18 protein-coding genes are annotated in these 16,974 nt (G+C 71.7%); 4 read left to right on the top strand and 14 right to left on the bottom strand.

Annotation, left to right across the window (positions count from 1 at the left end):
• The first annotated feature begins 22 nt into the window (after positions 1-22).
• Together B7K26_RS06910 and B7K26_RS06905 are read left to right on the top strand one after the other, a co-directional pair.
• Positions 23-688, top strand: a complete 666-nt coding sequence (locus B7K26_RS06910) for a TrkA family potassium uptake protein (protein WP_234998729.1) — start codon at positions 23-25, stop codon at positions 686-688.
• Positions 685-1,371, top strand: a complete 687-nt coding sequence (locus B7K26_RS06905) for a TrkA family potassium uptake protein (protein ID WP_084078183.1) — start codon at positions 685-687, stop codon at positions 1,369-1,371. Before B7K26_RS06910 ends, B7K26_RS06905 begins: the two co-directional genes overlap by 4 nt.
• On the opposite strand, the gene B7K26_RS06900 is transcribed toward B7K26_RS06905, so the two are convergent.
• The 6 genes from B7K26_RS06900 to B7K26_RS06875 all read right to left on the bottom strand — a co-directional run bounded on the left by B7K26_RS06900 (position 1,289) and on the right by B7K26_RS06875 (position 4,573).
• Complete coding sequence (locus tag B7K26_RS06900) at positions 1,289-2,005, bottom strand: DUF3159 domain-containing protein (protein WP_084078182.1); 717 nt, start codon at positions 2,003-2,005, stop codon at positions 1,289-1,291. The genes B7K26_RS06905 and B7K26_RS06900 overlap by 83 nt on opposite strands.
• The gene (locus B7K26_RS06895; RefSeq protein WP_084078181.1) at positions 2,002-2,280 is read right to left on the bottom strand and encodes an OB-fold nucleic acid binding domain-containing protein; all 279 of its coding nucleotides are present in this window, start codon (positions 2,278-2,280) and stop codon (positions 2,002-2,004) included. The genes B7K26_RS06900 and B7K26_RS06895 overlap by 4 nt, the downstream gene beginning before the upstream one ends.
• Positions 2,277-2,879, bottom strand: coding sequence for a DUF3710 domain-containing protein (locus tag B7K26_RS06890; protein ID WP_084078180.1), 603 nt, complete (start codon positions 2,877-2,879; stop codon positions 2,277-2,279). The genes B7K26_RS06895 and B7K26_RS06890 overlap by 4 nt, the downstream gene beginning before the upstream one ends.
• Positions 2,872-3,327, bottom strand: a complete 456-nt coding sequence (gene dut, locus B7K26_RS06885; protein ID WP_084078179.1) for a dUTP diphosphatase — start codon at positions 3,325-3,327, stop codon at positions 2,872-2,874. Before dut ends, B7K26_RS06890 begins: the two co-directional genes overlap by 8 nt.
• Before the next feature lie 7 nt (positions 3,328-3,334).
• Positions 3,335-3,634 (bottom strand): DUF4193 domain-containing protein, encoded by a 300-nt coding sequence (locus B7K26_RS06880; protein ID WP_084078178.1) that lies wholly within the window; start codon positions 3,632-3,634, stop codon positions 3,335-3,337.
• Between the two features lie 111 nt (positions 3,635-3,745).
• On the bottom strand, positions 3,746-4,573 hold the full coding sequence (locus B7K26_RS06875) for an inositol monophosphatase family protein (RefSeq protein WP_084078177.1): 828 nt from the start codon (positions 4,571-4,573) through the stop codon (positions 3,746-3,748).
• Positions 4,574-4,660: 87 nt separating this feature from the next.
• Here B7K26_RS06875 and sepH point away from each other — a divergent pair, with 87 nt between their 5' ends.
• Entirely contained in the window at positions 4,661-5,689 is a 1,029-nt protein-coding gene (gene sepH, locus B7K26_RS06870) for a septation protein SepH (RefSeq protein ID WP_084078176.1), read from the top strand.
• Between the two features lie 44 nt (positions 5,690-5,733).
• On the opposite strand, the gene B7K26_RS06865 is transcribed toward sepH, so the two are convergent.
• Genes B7K26_RS06865 through B7K26_RS06855 form a run of 3 tightly spaced genes read right to left on the bottom strand, consistent with a single transcriptional unit; the run spans position 5,734 to position 8,053 of the window.
• Complete coding sequence (locus tag B7K26_RS06865) at positions 5,734-6,321, bottom strand: alpha/beta hydrolase (RefSeq protein WP_234998728.1); 588 nt, start codon at positions 6,319-6,321, stop codon at positions 5,734-5,736.
• The gene (locus B7K26_RS06860; protein WP_084078175.1) at positions 6,318-7,490 is read right to left on the bottom strand and encodes an alkaline phosphatase family protein; all 1,173 of its coding nucleotides are present in this window, start codon (positions 7,488-7,490) and stop codon (positions 6,318-6,320) included. Before B7K26_RS06860 ends, B7K26_RS06865 begins: the two co-directional genes overlap by 4 nt.
• Positions 7,487-8,053, bottom strand: a complete 567-nt coding sequence (locus B7K26_RS06855) for a DUF5998 family protein (protein ID WP_234998727.1) — start codon at positions 8,051-8,053, stop codon at positions 7,487-7,489. The genes B7K26_RS06860 and B7K26_RS06855 overlap by 4 nt, the downstream gene beginning before the upstream one ends.
• Positions 8,054-8,175: 122 nt before the next feature.
• Here B7K26_RS06855 and B7K26_RS06850 point away from each other — a divergent pair, with 122 nt between their 5' ends.
• Complete coding sequence (locus B7K26_RS06850; protein WP_084078173.1) at positions 8,176-10,623, top strand: DNA topoisomerase (ATP-hydrolyzing) subunit A; 2,448 nt, start codon at positions 8,176-8,178, stop codon at positions 10,621-10,623.
• An 82-nt stretch (positions 10,624-10,705) separates the two neighbouring features.
• Here B7K26_RS06850 and B7K26_RS06845 read toward each other — a convergent pair whose 3' ends face one another.
• The 5 genes from B7K26_RS06845 to B7K26_RS06825 form a co-directional block, all read right to left on the bottom strand.
• Positions 10,706-13,375, bottom strand: a complete 2,670-nt coding sequence (locus tag B7K26_RS06845; RefSeq protein ID WP_143340555.1) for a phosphoenolpyruvate carboxylase — start codon at positions 13,373-13,375, stop codon at positions 10,706-10,708.
• Between the two features lie 93 nt (positions 13,376-13,468).
• On the bottom strand, positions 13,469-14,782 hold the full coding sequence (locus B7K26_RS06840; RefSeq protein WP_084078172.1) for a threonine/serine exporter ThrE family protein: 1,314 nt from the start codon (positions 14,780-14,782) through the stop codon (positions 13,469-13,471).
• Between the two features lie 108 nt (positions 14,783-14,890).
• On the bottom strand, positions 14,891-15,265 hold the full coding sequence (locus B7K26_RS06835; RefSeq protein ID WP_084078171.1) for a hypothetical protein: 375 nt from the start codon (positions 15,263-15,265) through the stop codon (positions 14,891-14,893).
• Positions 15,266-15,349: 84 nt separating this feature from the next.
• The gene (locus B7K26_RS06830) at positions 15,350-16,039 is read right to left on the bottom strand and encodes a class F sortase (protein WP_084078170.1); all 690 of its coding nucleotides are present in this window, start codon (positions 16,037-16,039) and stop codon (positions 15,350-15,352) included.
• A gap of 71 nt (positions 16,040-16,110) precedes the next feature.
• Complete coding sequence (locus B7K26_RS06825) at positions 16,111-16,872, bottom strand: hypothetical protein (RefSeq protein ID WP_084078169.1); 762 nt, start codon at positions 16,870-16,872, stop codon at positions 16,111-16,113.
• Positions 16,873-16,974: the final 102 nt, after the last annotated feature.

Genomic DNA, 16,974 nt, shown 5'->3' with positions numbered 1-16,974 from the left:
GGTGGGTATAGCGTGGGGTCTCGTGCACATCGTCATCATGGGCTGCGGCCGTACCGGCGCGGCGCTCGCGGGGCAGTTCGAGTCCCGGGGCCACTCCGTGGCAGTGATCGACCGGGTCGGAGACGCGTTCCGCCGCCTCCCCGCCGATTTCCAGGGTCAACGCATCACGGGCATCGGATTCGACCGCGAGACCCTCGTCTCCGCCGGAGTCGAGGACGCTTACGCGTTCGCCGCCGTGTCCTCCGGCGACAACTCGAACATCCTCGCCGCGCGCGTCGTGCGCGAGACCTACGGCGTCGACAACGTGGTGGCCCGCATCGCCGACCCCGGCCGCGCCGAGGTCTACCGACGTCTCGGCATCCCCACCGTCGCCCCCGTGCCGTGGACCAGCTCGCAGATCCTGTCGCGCCTGCTTCCCGGCGGCGCCGACGAGGGCTACACGGACGAGACGGCGGGCATCGCGGTGCGCAGGCTCGCCCTGCACGACGCGTGGATCGGCACCACCGTTGCCGCGCTCGAGAAGGCCACGCAGACGCGCGTCGCCTACCTCGTGCGCTTCGGCACCGCAGTGCTGCCCGAGCCCACCACGACCGTCCAGGTGGATGACGAGCTGTGGTTCGCCATCCCCGATGCCGCGCGTGCCCACGCCGAGCGCACCGTGTCCCGCGTCCCCGGAGGAGCGAAGTGAAGGTTCTGATCGCCGGCGCCGGCTCGGTGGGCCGCTCCATCGCCCGCGACCTCCTGGAGCACGGCCACGAGGTCATGCTCATGGACGCCTCCCCCGCCGCGATGCGCGTCGCCCAGGTCGCGGAGGCCGAGTGGATGCTCGCCGACGCCTGTGAGATGGCCGCGCTGCGCGAGGCAGGCACGGAGACGATGGACGTCGTCGTGGCCGCGACCGGCGACGACAAGGCGAACCTCGTCGTGTCGTTCCTGGCCAAGACCGAGTTCGGCGTGCCGCGCACCGTGGCGCGCGTCAACAACCCTCGCAACGAGTGGATGTACGACGCCCAGTGGGGAATCGACGTCGCCGTCTCCACCCCGCGCATCATGACCGCGATGGTCGAGGAGGCCGTCGCGGTGGGCGACCTGGTGAAGGTGTTCACCTTCCACCAGTCGGGTGCGTCGATCATGGAGGTCACGCTGCCGGCGGACTCCCCCGTCGTCGGCGCGACGGTGCGCTCGATCGAGTGGCCTCAGGAAATCGTGCTGTCCTGCATCGTGCGCGGCGACAGGACCATCGCTCCCAGCCCCGCCGACACCCTCGAGGCCTACGACGAACTGCTATTCATCGTGTCGGCTGAGGCGGATCCTGAGTCTCTGACGCCGGTGCTGCGCTCCGCACCACGATCCACACCGCCCACAGAGTAAGCGCGAACAGCGGCACGCCCATGGCGAGCCGTGCAGTGCCGAGTGCGGCCACCTGGTCGCTGAGGTAGAGCGGCACCTGCACCGCGAGGCGCAGCGCGAACATCGCGACGAGGATCGCCGTCGCCACTTGCATGGCCCGCATCTCGCCGCGGCGCGTGCGCCACCCGGTGCCCTCCCCCCGCAGGAGGCCGGCGACGATGCCGACGGCCGGCCAGCGTACGAGCATGGAGATGACGAGGCCCACGAGGTACGCGCCGTTGAGCCACAGGCCTCCCACGAAGTAGTCGCTGGGCTCGCCAGTGCGCCACGCCCAGATGGCGCCGATGGCGACGCCCACCGCGCCGGAGAGCGCCTGCTGGATCGAGGAGCGCTGCACGAGCCTCACCGCGACGAGGATCAGCATGGTCACGACCGCCGCGATGACGGGGACCTGCATCGACCCGTCGATCAGGTACGCCGCGACGAACACCACGCCGGGCGCTGCGGCCTCGGCGAAGCCACGCCAGCCGCCGACCGCCTCGGCGAGGTTGAACTCCTCGGAGTTCAGCGCCTGCCCGAGTCCGCGGGCGACCTCGGGGCGTGCTGCGGGGGTGTTGGCGCCGGCGTCGCCGGTCTCGCGCGGCTCGTCGCTCACGACAGCCAGTAGCGCGGGTTGTAGATGCGCGGGCGCGCGTCGGCGTCGGAGATGCGGCCCTCGATGGTGAGCTGGACGCCCGCCTCGATGCCGGGGATCACGCGCCGACCCATGAAGACCGCGTCGATGCGGCCGGTGCCGTCGTCGATGCGCGCGGTGAGCTGGGGGGCCGCGTCGTGGGGCTCCACCTGCAGGGCCACCACGCGGCCGGCGAGCGTGACGACCTCGCGAGCCGCGGCGTCGGCGATGCGCTGCGCCGTGGGGGCGACGCTCATGCGCGGCCTCCCTCCGCGCCGGGGCGCGGGGCGCCGGGCGGCGGCGTCAGCTCAAGGACCGAGCCGGCCACCGCGGGGCCGGAGCCGCGCTCCACGGCGCAGCGGGACACGAGTGCGTCCACCTTCGCGCGCGTGGCGGCGTCGTGGACGGTGGGGCCGATGCTCGTGACCTTGAGCATCCAGCGGTCGCCGCCGATGCCCTGCACACGCATGGGGATGGCGGCGGTGGTGCCGTCGGGGCGCTGGTGGGGGCGCAGCACGGCAAGCTCGGGCCCGAGGTCTCCCTCGACAACGCTCACGTGGGCACCCTCGGCGCGAAGCCGCTCGGCCATCTGGGGGCGCAGCGCCGTCCAGCGGTCCTCGCCGCGAGGGGCCGCGACCACCTGCAGCTGAACCTGGACCAGGCCCGAACGGATCGAGACGGCGCCGCAGGTACGGGTGGCCTGGTCGTATTCGGGGCGGAAGCGCAGGCCCTCGACGGCTCCCACGCGCAGCGCGCCGAAGTCGATGAAGGTCGCGTCGGCGGGCGCGTCTGCGAGGCTCCATGGCCCGTCGAGGCGCTCGAGCCCGTCGAGGACGTCGGGAAGGTTCTCAGGCATCGGTCACCCCCGTGGAGCCGAACCCGCCCTCGCCGCGGTGGGAGCCGGGGAGCCGGTCCACCTGCACAAAGTCGGCGCGCTCGACGCGCTGGATGACCAGCTGCGCGATGCGGTCGCCTGCCTTCAGCGACACCGCCTCGCGCGCATCGGTGTTGAGGAGCGTGACCTGAATCTCGCCCCTGTACCCGGCGTCGACGGTGCCGGGGGCGTTCACGATGGTGAGGCCGCGCTTCGCGGCGAGGCCTGATCGCGGGTGCACGAAGGCGGCGAAGCCGTCCGGCAGCGCGATGGAAAGTCCGGTGGGGACGGTGACGCGCTCCCCCGGTGCGATCTCCACGTCCACGCGTGTCGTGATGTCCGCGCCCGCATCGCCGGGATGCGAGTAGCGCGGAAGCGGAACGTCGGGCGAGGTCGTGGAGACCAGCACGTCGAGGGAGGCCATCGTCATCGGCCGCTTAGGCCGCGCACTCCGTGCAGATCGGCTGGTCGCCGCGCAGCTCGGCAAGCTGGCTGCGGTGGTGGACCAGGAAGCAGGACATGCAAGTGAACTCGTCCTGCTGCGCAGGAAGCACGCGCACCGAGAGCTCTTCGCCGGACAGGTCCGCGCCGGGGAGCTCGAAGCCCTCTGCGGCCTCGGTCTCGTCCTCGTCGACCACGCCAGACGTCTTGTCGTTGCGGCGGGCCTTCAGCTCCTCGATCGAATCGGCCGAGATCTCGTCGTCGGTCTTGCGGGGAGCGTCGTAGTCAGTTGCCATCAGGCAGTTCTTCCCTTCGGGTGTGCAACATGTGTGTACACAATGCCGCGCGAGGGTGATTTGTTCCCTCGGGCGCAGGCATTGTGCCCCAAAATTCGGCGGAGCGCGACTCTACCGGCCCGCCGCGTCCCACAGGTGCGCGGCGCCCGCCTCGACGAGCGCGTCCCGCAGCTCGTGCCAGCGCTCGGGAGCGGCCGCGATGAGGACGCTTTCGTCCGCCGGTCCACCGTCGATCCCCGCGACCATCAGACCCGCCTCGCGCGCGATCAAGGCGCCCGCGGCGATGTCCCACGGCTGCAGGCCGTGCTCGTAGTAGGCGTCGACGGTGCCGGCCGCCACGTGGCACAGATCGATGGCGCCGGCGCCGAGGCGTCGGATGTCTCGCACGCGGCTCACCATGGCGGCCGCGACGCGCCCCTGGGCCTCACGGCGCTCGGCCAGGTACTGGAACCCGGTGGCCAGCAGGGTGCGCTCCAACGGAGGGGCATCGCCGGCGCGCGTCAGCGACTCGCCGTCGCGGAACGCTCCCTGACCCCGCGCGGCGGACCACAGGACTCCCGTCGCGTCGCTGATGGCGCCAGCCTCAAGGGTCCAGCCGTGCGTGGTGGGCTCGCCGCTCACGGCCGCCACCGATACCCCGTAGTGCGGGATGCCGTACAGGTAGTTGACGGTGCCGTCGATAGGGTCCAGCACCCACGTGATGCCGGTCTCGCTCTCGACGTCGTCACCCTCCTCGCCCAGGATGCCGTCGCCGGGGCGCCACTGCGCGAGGCGGTCGCGCAGCAGCCGCTCGGACGCGAGGTCCATCTGCGTGACGATGTCCACGCTGGAAGATTTGGTGGCCGCCACCTGCGCCGAGGCGCGGCCTTCGCGGATCAGGTCACCCGCCTCGCTGGCGAGGCGTCGGGCAACGTCGAGGAGCGAGTCGGAAGGGGTCATGGCGACCATGGTGCCGCACCGCGCCCGATTGCGGGCTCGGGCGTGGCGCACGCCACCTTTGGCTGCCCTGCGTGGCACCCTGAGGGCATGACGCGACTTTCCTTCGTGCGACCGGGAGACGACGGCGAGCACCTGGTGCTTACCGGGGAGTCGGGCGAGCAGTTTGAGCTCGAGTTGACCGACGACCTTCGCCGCGCGGTCGCGACAGTACGCCCTCGCCGTGCCGCCGATGACGGCGGCGACGACGCCCCCGCCATGAGCCCGCGCGAGATTCAGCAGCGCATCCGCGGGGGCCTCAACGCCGCCGAGCTCGCCGAACTGACCGGGCAGCCGCTGGCCCTGCTTGAGCGCTACGAGAGCCCCGTGCTCGCCGAGCGTTCCTACATCGCCGACCTCGCCCGCGGCACGCGCATCGGGCGTGAGTCCGACTCCCCTGTGCTCGGCGAGCTCGTCACCGACCGCCTCGCCGGTCGCGGCGTCGACCCCGAGGCCGTCCGCTGGGACGCGTGGCGCGAGGTCGACGAGCCGTGGATGGTGGCGGCCGACTACCGCGTCGAGGGCCGCAACGTGCGCGCCCAGTGGTCCTTTGACCACACCGCTCGCGCCGTGACCGCGCTCGACGACGAGTCGCGCTGGCTCACCGAGACCGAGCTTCTTGATGTGCCGATCCCCAAGCGTCACCTCAGCGCCGTGCGCGATGCGAAGGACGACGCCGCCCCGCTCGACCAGGCGCGGCCCGCCATGCCCGCTCCCCTGGAGACCGAGCCCACGCAGACCGAGCTCCTCCTGGACGACCTTGACGCGCGCCGCGGCACCCGTGACAGCGTCGATGCCGATGACCTCGACGACCACGACGACGACGGCGGCTTCGAGGGCTTCGGCCCCGCGGTACAGCGTCAGCGCCAGGCCGACGTGGGATTCTCCTCGCCGCCGGCCGGCTCGATGGGTCACCCCGCGGGATCCGCCCGCCGTGGTGACGACGAGGCGGCCGCACCCAGCGCCGCGACCGCAGACGAGCCCGAGGCATCGGCCCCGGAGCGTAAGCCGAGCCGTCGCTCGGGTCGCTCGTCAGTGCCCAGCTGGGACGAGATCGTCTTCGGAGCCAAGAACGACTAAGCCGTCCGATGGATCCGTGTGGTTCGCCTCAACCCTGAGACGAGTCAAGGGGATTCATCTGACGCGTGGGTGGCGAGGGCCAGCCGCTCGAGCAGGTCGAGCCCCTGGGGCCACCCGCCAAGGCCGGAATCCGCGTTGATGTGCCCGTACGCGCCGGCGACCTCGAGCGGCGCGCCCACCTGCGACGCGTACCAGCGCGCGTGATCGAGCGTCCCGTAGGGGTCGTCGGTGCTGGCCACCGCGATGGCGGGCTCGCCCACGGCGTCGAAGGAGTCACGCGCGAACCCACGGATGGCGTCGGCCGCGCCGTCACGCCCGGGGTCGGGAGGTGCCACGAGCAGCGCCCCACGCGCACGTCCGGGGTGCAGCGCCATCCATAGAGCGCTGACATACGTGCCAAGGCTGTGTGCCACGAGCAGCGGCGCGTCGGGGCCGGCCGCGACGGCCCGGTCGAGGGCGGCGATCCAATCCTCGAGGTCAGGCTCGTCCCAGCTGGCCGGCGCCGTGCGGGAGGCCGCGGGGTGGGCGGCCTGCCACAGCGACTGCCAATGGGCCTCGCCTGAGCCTCCCCAGCCGGGGACCACCACGATGCGGGCGGCGGCCGAGGCCTCGCCAAACACGACGGCGCTCACGCCGCCGCCTCCGCGACGAGCAGGGGGATCCTCAGCTCCGCAGGGGTGAGGGAGCCGTGCATCCCGACCAACGACAGCGACGCCTTGGTCTGGGTGCGCGAGTCGACGACGCTCGCGCGTCCCGCCATGGCCACCACGACGTCGCCGATGCGGTCCTCGACCGACGCGTCGAGCACTCCGAACAGCCGATGCTCCCGCGCCTCCTCGCGCGTGGCGACGACCGCGGCACTCCCCAGCCGCTCCGACCAGCGCGCGGCGACGTCCGAGGCCGCGGCCGGGGACTCCACGTGGAGGTGCATGGCGCGCGGCTCGCCGGCGACGAGCGCGACGCCTTCGCGCAGCGCGGCGTCCTCCGCGACGTCCCAGCGCTCGGCACCCGTGACGTTCACCATGCCGTGGTCCGCCGTGGCAACCAAGGCGGCACCGCGCGGCAGCGAGCTTGCGAGGCGCCGCAACGCGCGGTCGGCGTCCTCGAGTTGGGCGACCCAGGCATCGGACCCCCACCCGTGATGGTGCCCTGCCTTGTCGATCTCGGCCCAGTACAGATACGTGACGCCGGGCCGGCGGGCCGCTGCGAGCGCTGCGTCCACGCGCGCGTCGAGTCCCTCGGCGCCCACGAAGGTGCCGCCGCGCAGGGCCGCCTGGGTGAGGCCCGAGCCCTCGAAGCGCGCCTTGCCGATCGCGGTCACCGCGACGCCCTGCGCGGAGGCCGCCTCCAGGAGACTCGGGTACGGCTGCCACTCGTGGGCGTCGTACGCGCCGTCCCACGACACGAGGTTGGCGAGCCCGCCCGTGCGGGGATTCCTGACGGTGTAGCCGGCCATACCGGTCTGCCCGGCGGGGCGTCCGGTGCCGAGGAACGCGAGGGACGATGCCGTGGTCGACGGGTAGCCGGCCGACAGCCCCTTCCTGGCGATGGAACGCAGGAACGGCGCGTGGCCGCCGAACTCGCCGAGCTGCAGCGCGCCGAGGCCGTCGAGCAGCACCACCACCACGTGGGACCGCGCCCCCAGCCCGAGCCTCGCCTGGTCGGCGCGAGCGTCGCGGCCGACAACGGCATCGGCCGCCCCGACCGCCGCGAAGGCGCCCGACAGGACGGCGCCGAGGTCACGGCGCCCGTAGTCGGGAAGGGTGAGCCCGGCGGCCGCCAGGCGCTCGGGTAGGTTCACCCGCGCCGGCCGAGCGCCCGCTGGAGGGCGTCGGCGAAGTCCTCCAGGGCGCGCACCGTCTCCTCGCCGTCCGCGATGGCAGAGGCGCGCACCAGGGTGTCGTCGCCGGTGATGCCGCCCGTGTAGCCGTGGTCGGCGTCGCAGGACTCGTCGCCGCACGAGGCGGGCTCCAGTTCGATGCGCGAGTGCACTCCCCAGCCGACGGCGAGGACCAGCTCGCTGGGCGCGTCGCCGTCCGAGAAGTTCTCGGGGTGGTGCACCACGTGCGTCATCGCGGTGTGGGTGACGGCGGTGAGCATCGCGGTCTCCACGGTGGCCGATGCCTCGTGCGCGCCCTCGACGGAGTGCCCCGAGCCGTCGTCGATGTGCATGCGCAGCAGGCGCGTGTCCGTGAGGACGAGCACCGTCATGTGGCGACGCACCTCACGGTCGTCGAACGTGGTCTCGGCGTGCACGAAGTGCGCCTGCACCGTCTCGTCGCCGATGGCTCTGCGCAGTACAGAACTGGCGAGGGCCGGGTAATACCCGGCGACGGCAACGGCCTGGTCGAGCGTGTGAGACATGCGGGACATTGTTCCACCTTGGCGCCCGTGTGACCACCGGCCCGCGTGCCCTGTGCTCGCGTGTAGGCGGCGTGCGAGACAATGGCCGGCAGTCACCGCCCCACCGTGAGATCAGGAGACCCATGGCCGTCGCGCCCGAGAGCCAGATCGTCGACATCGACGTCAGCGCCGAGATGGAGACCTCTTTCCTCGAGTACGCGTACTCGGTCATCTATTCGCGCGCCCTGCCGGACGCGCGCGACGGCCTTAAGCCCGTGCAGCGTCGCATCATCTACGCGATGGGCGACATGGGCCTGCGCCCCGAGCGCGGGCACGTGAAGTCGTCGCGCGTGGTCGGCGAGGTCATGGGTAAGTACCACCCGCACGGCGACAGCGCGATCTACGACGCGTTGGTGCGCATGGCGCAGCCCTTCTCGCTGCGCCTGCCGTTGGTGGACGGGCACGGCAACTTCGGTTCGCTCGACGACGGCCCCGCCGCGGCGCGCTACACCGAGGCCCGCCTCGCGAAGGCGTCGATGGCGATGATTGCCGACCTCGACGAGAACGTCGTGGACCGCGTCCCCAACTACGACAACAAGCTCACGCAGCCCGAGGTTCTCCCCGCGGCGCTGCCGAACCTCCTGGTCAACGGCGCATCGGGCATCGCCGTGGGCATGGCGACCAACATGGCCCCGCACAACCTCATTGAGGTCATCTCCGCGGCGCGCCACCTGCTGGACAACCCGAAGGCCTCCCTCGAGGAGCTCATGCGGTTCGTGCCGGGTCCCGACCTTCCCGGCGGCGGCAAGATCGTGGGCCTGGACGGCGTGCGCGAGGCGTACGAGACAGGCCGCGGCAAGTTCATCACGCGCGCCACCACCCGCATCGAGAAGGTCACGGCCCGCCGTCAGGGCATCGTCGTGACCGAGCTTCCGTACCTCGTGGGCCCCGAGCGTGTCATCGAGAAGATCAAGGACGCCGTCTCGGCGAAGAAGCTCCAGGGCGTCACCGCCGTCACCGACCTCACGGACCGCCACCACGGCCTGAGGCTCGTGATCGAGATCAAGAACGGCTTCAACCCCGATGCTGTGCTCGAGCGGCTGTACAAGCTCACGCCGCTCGAGGAGTCCTTCTCGATGAACAACGTGGCGCTCGTCGAGGGCCAGCCGCGGACCATGGGCCTCAAGGAGATGCTGACCGTCTGGGTGTGCCACCGCCTCGACGTCACGCGCCGACGCTCCGAGCACCGCCTAGGCGCACGCCGCGACCGCCTCCACCTCGTGGACGGCCTGCTCATCGCGATCCTCGACATCGACGACGTGATCCAGATCATCCGTTCCTCCGAGGACACGGCCGAGGCGCGCGAGCGACTCATGACGGCGTTCGACCTCTCGGAGATCCAGGCCGAGTACATCCTCGAGCTGCGCCTGCGACGCCTCACCAAGTTCTCGCGCATCGAGCTCGAGAACGAGAAGGCCCAGCTCCTCGCGGAGATCGCCGCCCTCGAGGAGATCCTCGGCTCGGACAGCGCGCTGCGCGCCGTCGTGGGCGCCGAGATGGACGCCGCGGCCGCCGAGCACGGCACACCGCGCCGTACCATCCTCCTCGCGGAGGCCGGCGCCGTCACCTCCGCAGCGTCCGCGCCGGGCGCCGTCGCGGGACGCGCGGGCAAGGCCGCCGCGCCGTCCCTCGAGATCGAGGACACCCCCTGCTACGCGCTGCTGTCGGCAACCGGCCTCATCGCGCGCACCACGGACGATGAGGCGCCCGCCCGCGAGGGGCGCCGCAGTTCTCACGACGTCCTGCGCTCGGTGCTGCACACGTCGACGCGTGCGGACATCGGCGTCGTCACTTCGGCGGGCCGCGTGCTGCGCCTGTCGATGATGGAACTGTCCGCGCTCGCGCCCACGAGCGAACCGCCCTCGCTCGGCGGCGGCTCTCCCCTGTCGGAGCACCTCACGCTCGACAAGGACGAGGAGCCTCTCGCTCTCGTGTCCCTGACGTCCGACGTCCCGCTCGCCCTGGGCACGGCCGATGGAGTCGTCAAGCGCGTCAAGGCCGAGCCGGCTCCGAACAAGGACGCGTGGGAGATCATCTCGCTGCACGATGGCGACCGCGTCATCGGCGCAGCCCCCGCGTCCGACTCGAGCGAGCTCGTCTTCGTCACGGACCAGGCGTCGCTGCTGCGTTTCGCGGCCGACAAGGTGAGGCCCCAGGGCCGCTCCGGCGGCGGCGTGGCGGGCATCAACGTCGAGGACGACGTGAAGGCGCTGTTCTTCGGCGTGGTGAGGACCCCGGCCGATGCCGTGGTGGTCACCGTCGCCGGTTCCTCCACCGCGCTTCCCGGCACGGTTCCCGGCGCGGCGAAGATCACCCCGTTCTCGGAGTACCCCGCCAAGGGTCGCGCGACCGGCGGCGTGCGCGCCCACCGCTTCCTCAAGGGTGAGGACACGCTCCTCATCGCCTGGGTCGGCAAGGGTCCGGCGAAGGCCACCTCCGGTGCCGGCCAGGAGGTCGCGCTTCCCGAGGAGCACGGCCGCCGCGACGGCTCCGGCTCTCCCCTGGCGACGCCGGTGCTCGGCATCGGCTAACGGCGCACACGCCCCACGCGACAGGGCCCGCCCCCGGATCTCTCCGGGGGCGGGCCCTGTCGCTATCGCCCTGTCGCGGGGATCAGCCGGTGTTCTGCACTCCGGCGGAGACTCCGTTGACGGTCAGCAGCAGCACCTTGCGCACGCCGTCCACCGCCGCCTCGTCCTCGAGTCCGCCACGCAGGGCGGCGAGCGCGCGCACCTGGATGAGGGACAGCGCGTCGACGTAGGGGGCGCGCAGCTGCACTGCACGGCCGAGCACGCGGCGCTTGGCGAGCGGACGCTCCGAGCCGGTGACGTTGAGCACCCACTCGCGGGTCAGCGCCATCTCGTCGAGGACCATCTGTGCGAGGTCGTCGCGGTCGCCCAGCGCGAGGTAGCGGCTCGCGAGCAGCTCATCGGTCTTCGCCAGCGACATCTCGATGTTGTCGAGCAGCGTGGTGAACAGCGGCCACTCGGCGTAGGCGCGACGCAGCTCGGCGAGGTCGCCGTACTCGGCAAGCGCGGTGCCGAGGCCGTACCACCCAGCGAGGTTGATGCGAGCCTGGCTCCACGAGAACACCCACGGGATGGCCCGCAGGTCGTCCAGCGAGTTGACCGACAGACCGCGCTTGGCGGGGCGCGAGCCGATGGGCAGCAGGCCCAGCTCCTCCAGCGGCGTGACCTGGGCGAACCACTGCGGGAAGCCCTCGGCCTTGACGAGCTCGTGGAAGCGGGCACGCGAGGTCTCGTCGAGGCGCGCGGCGAGGCCAGTGAACGCCGCCGTCGCCTCGGTGTTGCGCTTCTCGACGCTCGGCGAGGCCTGCAGGAGGGTCGCCGCGGCGACCTCCTCGATGTGGCGCTCGGCGATGGTCGCGTTGCCGTAGCGGGCAAGGATGACCTCGCCCTGCTCGGTGAGCTTGAAGCGGCCGTCGACCGAGCCCGCGGGCTGCGCCATCACGGCACGGTTGGCGGGGCCGCCGCCACGACCGAGCGCGCCACCGCGCCCGTGGAAGAGGGTGAGGACGATGTCGTGGCGCTCTGCCCACTCGGCGATCCGCTGCTGGGCGGAGTGCAGCGCGAGGGTCGCGGACACGGGGCCCACGTCCTTCGACGAGTCCGAGTAGCCGAGCATGACCTCGACGCGGCGGCCGTTCTCGGCAAGGCGCTTGATCACCGCGGGGAACTCGAGCATGGCCTCGAGGATGTCCACCGAGTTCTGCAGGTCCTCGAAGGTCTCGAACAGCGGGATCGCGTCGATGATCGGGGCGTCGCCGTCGCCGAAGGCGTGCGCGGCGAGCTCGTAGACCGCCGACAGGTGCTCGGGGGCCTGCGTGAACGACACGATGTAGCGGCGGGCCGCGCGGACGCCGTAGCGCTGCTGAACGGCGCCGATGGCGCGATACGTGTCCAGCACCTCGCGGGTGCGGGGCTGCAGGTCTCCATGGATGCCATTCGCCTCGATGTCGGCGAGCGCCTCCTCGTGGACCTGCGAGTGCTGGCGCACCTCGAGCTCGGCGAGGTGGAAGCCGAAGGTTCGCACCTGCCAGATGAGCTGCTGGAGCTGGCCGTAGGCGGCGCGGCTCGCGCCGGCGGCGACGAGCGACTCCTGGACCACGACGAGGTCCTCGACGAGGGCCTCGGGGCTCGCGTACTGGAGGTCGGCGTTGCGCGCCTGGGTGGCGGCCACGCGGGCGGCGACAAACAGCATCGCGGCGCGGTGCGGCTCGTGCGGCGACTCGTTGTCGGCGTCGGCGCTCAGGGCGCCGTCGAACTGCGACTGGCGCTGGCGCAGCGCGAGAAGCGCGGCCGAGGGCGGCGTGGTGCCGTCGTCGAGGGTGAGCGCTCGCGCCACGGAGAGGGACGCCTTCTGGAGCGCCGTGAGGGCGTGCTCGGCGGCCAGGCCGGCGGCGGCGCGCGTGATCTCGGCGGTCACGTTGGGGTTGCCGTCGCGGTCTCCACCGATCCAGGACCCGAGCGAGACGAACGGGCGAACGAGCGGCTCGCTGCGGCCCGCATCGTCTCCCAGCAGGTAGTCGTCGAGGCGACGGTACACGCGCGGGAAGGTGTCGAACATCGTCGACTCGACTACGGCCAGGGCCGAGCGGACCTCGTCCAACACGGTGGGCTTCTGCGCGCGAATCAGCGAGGTGCGCCACAGGCCGTCGATCTCGGCCACCAGCGCACGCTCGTTCTCGGCGCCGGTGGTGCCGCCGATGTCGTCGCGCTCACGGGCACCGAGGAGCTCGCCGATGCGGCGGATGGCACCGGAGACGGCGCGGCGGCGGGCCTCGGTCGGGTGGGCGGTGAGAACCGGGCGGAACTCCATGGCCTGCACGCGGCGCAGGGCCTCGTCGCGTCCCACCTCGTCGGCGAGTTGCGCGAACGCTGCCGAGAGCGTGTCGTCCTCGGTCAGCGCCGCGGCACGGCGCTGACGCAGCACGCGCACACGGTGGTGCTCCTCGGCGAGGTTGGCGAGGTGGAAGTAACACGTGAAGGCGCGCGCCACCTGCTCGGCGCGCTCGAGCGAGAAGCCGGCGACGAGCGCCTCCGCCTCGTCGAGCGCGACGCGGCCCGTCTCCGGGTCAAGGTCGTGGGCGCGGATCGTCAGCTCGCGCAGACGTTCCACGTCGGCGAGGAGGTCCTCGCCCCCCGATTCGCGCAGCACGCGCCCGAGCAGGCCGCCGAGGAGGCGGACGTCGTCGCGGAGCGGATCGGGAACTTCGTGGCGAGCGAGAGTGCGCTCTGCCGGGGTCAGCGAGTTCTCAGTCACAGGGCCGAGACTACTGGCTCCACCCCGGGTCTTTGCAATTCCCTGGCTTTTGCTTGGTCTCGTGACCACCCGGCCGTCGCCAGCATCGGCCGTCTAGGAGCCGAACGACCATTCCCTGTCCGTGACCAGCTTGGCCGCCACGAGCCCCACCATGATCGACACCATGATGACGGTCACCTCGAGCATGCCGGCGGCCGCCGAGATGTAGTCACCCTGGTTCAGCGAGACGAGCGCCTCGTGGGCCGGAACGCCGGGGATCATCACCAGCACCGCGGGGACCGACAGGGTGATCACGGGGAACCTGCCGCCCCTGGCCGCCAGCGCCGCGAGGCAGCCCACGAGCAGGCACGCGGCGGTGGTCGCCGCCTGAATTTCTAGCCCCGCGTCCACGGACCACAGCCGGAGCGTGTTGGCCACGCCGCCGATGGCAGCCGCGGTCAGCGCGAGACGCAGCGGGCTGTTGAACATGAGCGCGAACCCGAGCACACCGAGGAACGACGGGATGGCCCACAGCGCGAGGTCCGCACCGAGGGACACGTGCTCGACCACCCGCGGCGACGTCTCGAGGCTGGTGACAAGCGACACTGCCCACACGCTGACCCCGGCCGCCATCACGAGCATGGTCGCGTACACGATGCGTTGGATGCCGGACTGGACGTCGTTCTTCGCCATGTCGAGAGCGCCCGTGATGAGCGCGAAGCCGGGAAGCAGGAAGAGGACGGACGAGATGTAGCCGGCCGCGTGGATGGTGAGGTCGGGGCCGCTCGTCACGGCCCCGATGATCGCGATCCCTGCCGCATACAGGGCGGTCGCGACGGCCGCGGCCACGAGCGTGACGCCGAAGGTGTTGAAGTGGCGGTGCGCGAGGGTGCGGCGCACCTGCTGACCGGCCATGGCGGCGAGGAAGACGACGATGACCTCCCACGGCACGCCGCCGTTCAGCACCGCGAAGGCGCCGCAGGCCATGCCGGCGACGGCGCTGTTGACCCAGCCGGGGTAGAGCGCTCCCCTGCCCTCGATCTCGTCGAGCGCCCGGTGCACCTCCGCGGGGCTGGTGCGCTCGGGAAGCGTGCGGCGCATCCTGTCGAGGTGGGCGAGCCGGTCCACGTTGATGGCGAACGACCGGTTCTCGGTCACCTCGGTGCGGAAGATCTTGCCGCGGTGGGAGGTGGCGGAGATCGCCGTCATCGACACGTGATTGGAGTACTCGTGGACGCCCAGTGACTGCGCCACGGACGCCATGGCCTGCTTGACGCGATAGCTCGCTGTGCCGGCGGCAAGCATGAGCCTGCCCACGCGCATGATGACGCGGGACTGCTCGATGAGGGTCACGGGCTCGAGGGATTCCTCGAGTTCGTTGACCGCGCGCACCTGCGTGTCGTCGGGCCGTTCCTGCTCGTCGCTCACCCCGCCATTGTGGCAGGCGCAACGGGCCGCGGGACGGGTGAAGCTCCCGTGTCCCAGGGCCGATGCTGTGGCGCGGTCGCGTGCACCCGCGCGCGGCGGCGCTCGCTCCTAGCCCGTCAGAAGCGCGAGGCGCGCGTCCACGGCGGCCTCCCACTGCCGCGCCCGGCGCCGGGCCTCCATCACCACCGTGCCCCCGGCACCCGCGACGATGATGGCGCCGATCGCAAGACGGGGCTTGCCCGCTAGCGCCGCCGCGACGCACGTCACGGTGCCGGCGATCACGGACCCGCCCACCGCGAAGTACGACCTGGCGTACCCCTTCATCTCCGCCAGGGCGGCTCGATCCGTACACGCCATGATGGCGTCGACGTCCGCATGCGTGAGCGGCCGCGGGCCGAGCCCGCTCTCACCCATGGAGGGGAGACCCGCATCACGCTCCAGGTATGTCGCGCTGCCCCACATCTCCTTCGATCCGTGGCCCATAGCCTCTTCCCTTCTCCCGCGGGCCCTCGCGGCCCGTCGGGGACAACGCGGCGAGGCTCCGGCCGATTTCCCGCCGCGTCCCGCTCACGCATCGGCGAGCCGAGCGAACACCACGATGTTGTCGTCGAAGTGGCCGGTCGATGAGTCGAAGTCCCCGCCGCACGTGATGAGCCGCAATTCGGGGTCGTCCGTGTTCGAGTAGACCTCGACGGTCGGGAAGGCGTCCTTGGGGTGCTGCTCGATGCGCGTCACCTCGAAGGTCACCTCACGCCCGTCCGCCTGCTCCACGGTGATGAGGTCGCCAGGCACCAGTTCCGTGAGCCGGAAGAACACCGAGGGATCGCCGTTCCAGCTGACGTGCCCGGCGATGACGGAGGGGCCGATGGCGCCGGGGCGGGGCCCGCCTTCGAACCACCCCGCGAGGTCGGTGTCTTCCGGCGTCGCCAGAGAGCCGTCGGTCAGCAGGCCGAGGCGTTCGAGCACCGTGTCCACGTCGATGGCCGGGATCTCGAGGCGCGTCGGGAGCGCCGGCGCAGGGTCCGCGACGGTGACGCGGTCCCGTCCTGTCGTGCCGGCACCCACGGATGTGGGCGCTGGCGTGGGGGCGGTCACGCTCGGGTTCCTATCCGGTGGGGCCTGTGGTTCAGTGGTGGCGGTCGCGGCCGCGAGTGGCGGGGGCGCCTCGACCCGTAGCGCGTCGTACGCGAGGTATCCGAGGGCGCCGGCGCCGACCAGCAGCGCTGTCCCTGCCGTGATCGCAAGACGAGAGTTCATGCGTGCCTTCCTCGACAGCGGATCGCCCGGCCCGGCCCCGCGCGACGCGGGGCCGGACCAGGCGCTGCTGACTACTGCTGGGCGCGGCGTCGGTTGGCGGCCATCAGGCCGATGCCTCCCGCGGCGGCGAGCACGGCGGCGGAGCCGAGGACCACGGCGTCCGTACCGTCGGCCGCGGCGTCGCCCGTCTGCACGCCGCCGATCGGCGCGACGGACTGGGAGGCGCCAAAGGCGCCACAGGTCGCGGGGATGGTCGCCTCCAGGGGCAGCGAGTCGTCGAGCGAGGAGACAGCATCGCCGTCGTACTCGCCGGAGTCGTCGAGGTCGATGCCGTGCTGCACGAGGTGCAGGTTGCTGAGGCCGTCCGCGACCTCCTGGGACACCTCGAAGGTGCGCTCGTACTCGAGGTTGCCCTCGTCATCGGCCACCGGGAAGCGGTCGACGGCGAGCGCCGAGTCTCCCGAGGTATCGCCCTCGGTGGTGAGCGACACCATCACGTCTCCGTACATGACGGCCGCCTCGGCGGTGCTCAACAGTCCGTCGCCGTCCTCGTCGAGCTCCTCGACGTCGTCCTCCGTGGGACAGGTGAAGTCAGCATCCGTCGCGCCGTGCAGGTGTTGCGCGTGCGGGGCGCCCGGGGCGAAACCCGTGCCAGAGATCTCCACGTGGACGGTGGTGCCGTCGACGGTGACCATCGCCGTCGACTCGGCGCCTGAGCCGTTCAGCTCGTCGAGCGTCGCGTTGTAGCCATCGGCGGCCGCGGCGCCAGTCGCGCCCAGGCCGATGATGGTGGCCGCTCCCGCGGCAGCGAGGGTGGATCGAAGAATCCTCATGTCGTTCCCTTCCGTCGAGGGCGGGCAATCTGCCCGTCCTTCCCGGAAAGCCCGCGTCAACGCCCCTGTCGACGGATCCGCAAGGTCTCTCCACCCCTGTAT

Origin of the sequence: Demequina sp. NBRC 110057 (genome assembly GCF_002090175.1) — a bacterium.
GTDB lineage: Bacteria > Actinomycetota > Actinomycetes > Actinomycetales > Demequinaceae > Demequina.
The sequence above is the reverse complement of the archived record's forward strand: the minus strand, read 5'-3'. Positions and strand labels throughout refer to the sequence as shown.

Excerpts from the sequence above, each read along its gene's own strand:
- B7K26_RS06895 (WP_084078181.1), bottom strand. The coding sequence starts at position 2,280 with ATGAGCGTCGCCCCCACGGCGCAGCGCATCGCCGACGCCGCGGCTCGC.
- B7K26_RS06890 (WP_084078180.1), bottom strand. The coding sequence starts at position 2,879 with ATGCCTGAGAACCTTCCCGACGTCCTCGACGGGCTCGAGCGCCTCGAC.
- dut (WP_084078179.1), bottom strand. The coding sequence starts at position 3,327 with ATGACGATGGCCTCCCTCGACGTGCTGGTCTCCACGACCTCGCCCGAC.
- B7K26_RS06880 (WP_084078178.1), bottom strand. The coding sequence starts at position 3,634 with ATGGCAACTGACTACGACGCTCCCCGCAAGACCGACGACGAGATCTCG.
- B7K26_RS06875 (WP_084078177.1), bottom strand. The coding sequence starts at position 4,573 with ATGACCCCTTCCGACTCGCTCCTCGACGTTGCCCGACGCCTCGCCAGC.
- sepH (WP_084078176.1), top strand. The coding sequence starts at position 4,661 with ATGACGCGACTTTCCTTCGTGCGACCGGGAGACGACGGCGAGCACCTG.
- B7K26_RS06855 (WP_234998727.1), bottom strand. The coding sequence starts at position 8,053 with ATGTCTCACACGCTCGACCAGGCCGTTGCCGTCGCCGGGTATTACCCG.
- B7K26_RS06850 (WP_084078173.1), top strand. The coding sequence starts at position 8,176 with ATGGCCGTCGCGCCCGAGAGCCAGATCGTCGACATCGACGTCAGCGCC.
- B7K26_RS06835 (WP_084078171.1), bottom strand. The coding sequence starts at position 15,265 with ATGGGCCACGGATCGAAGGAGATGTGGGGCAGCGCGACATACCTGGAG.
- B7K26_RS06830 (WP_084078170.1), bottom strand. The coding sequence starts at position 16,039 with ATGAACTCTCGTCTTGCGATCACGGCAGGGACAGCGCTGCTGGTCGGC.
- B7K26_RS06825 (WP_084078169.1), bottom strand. The coding sequence starts at position 16,872 with ATGAGGATTCTTCGATCCACCCTCGCTGCCGCGGGAGCGGCCACCATC.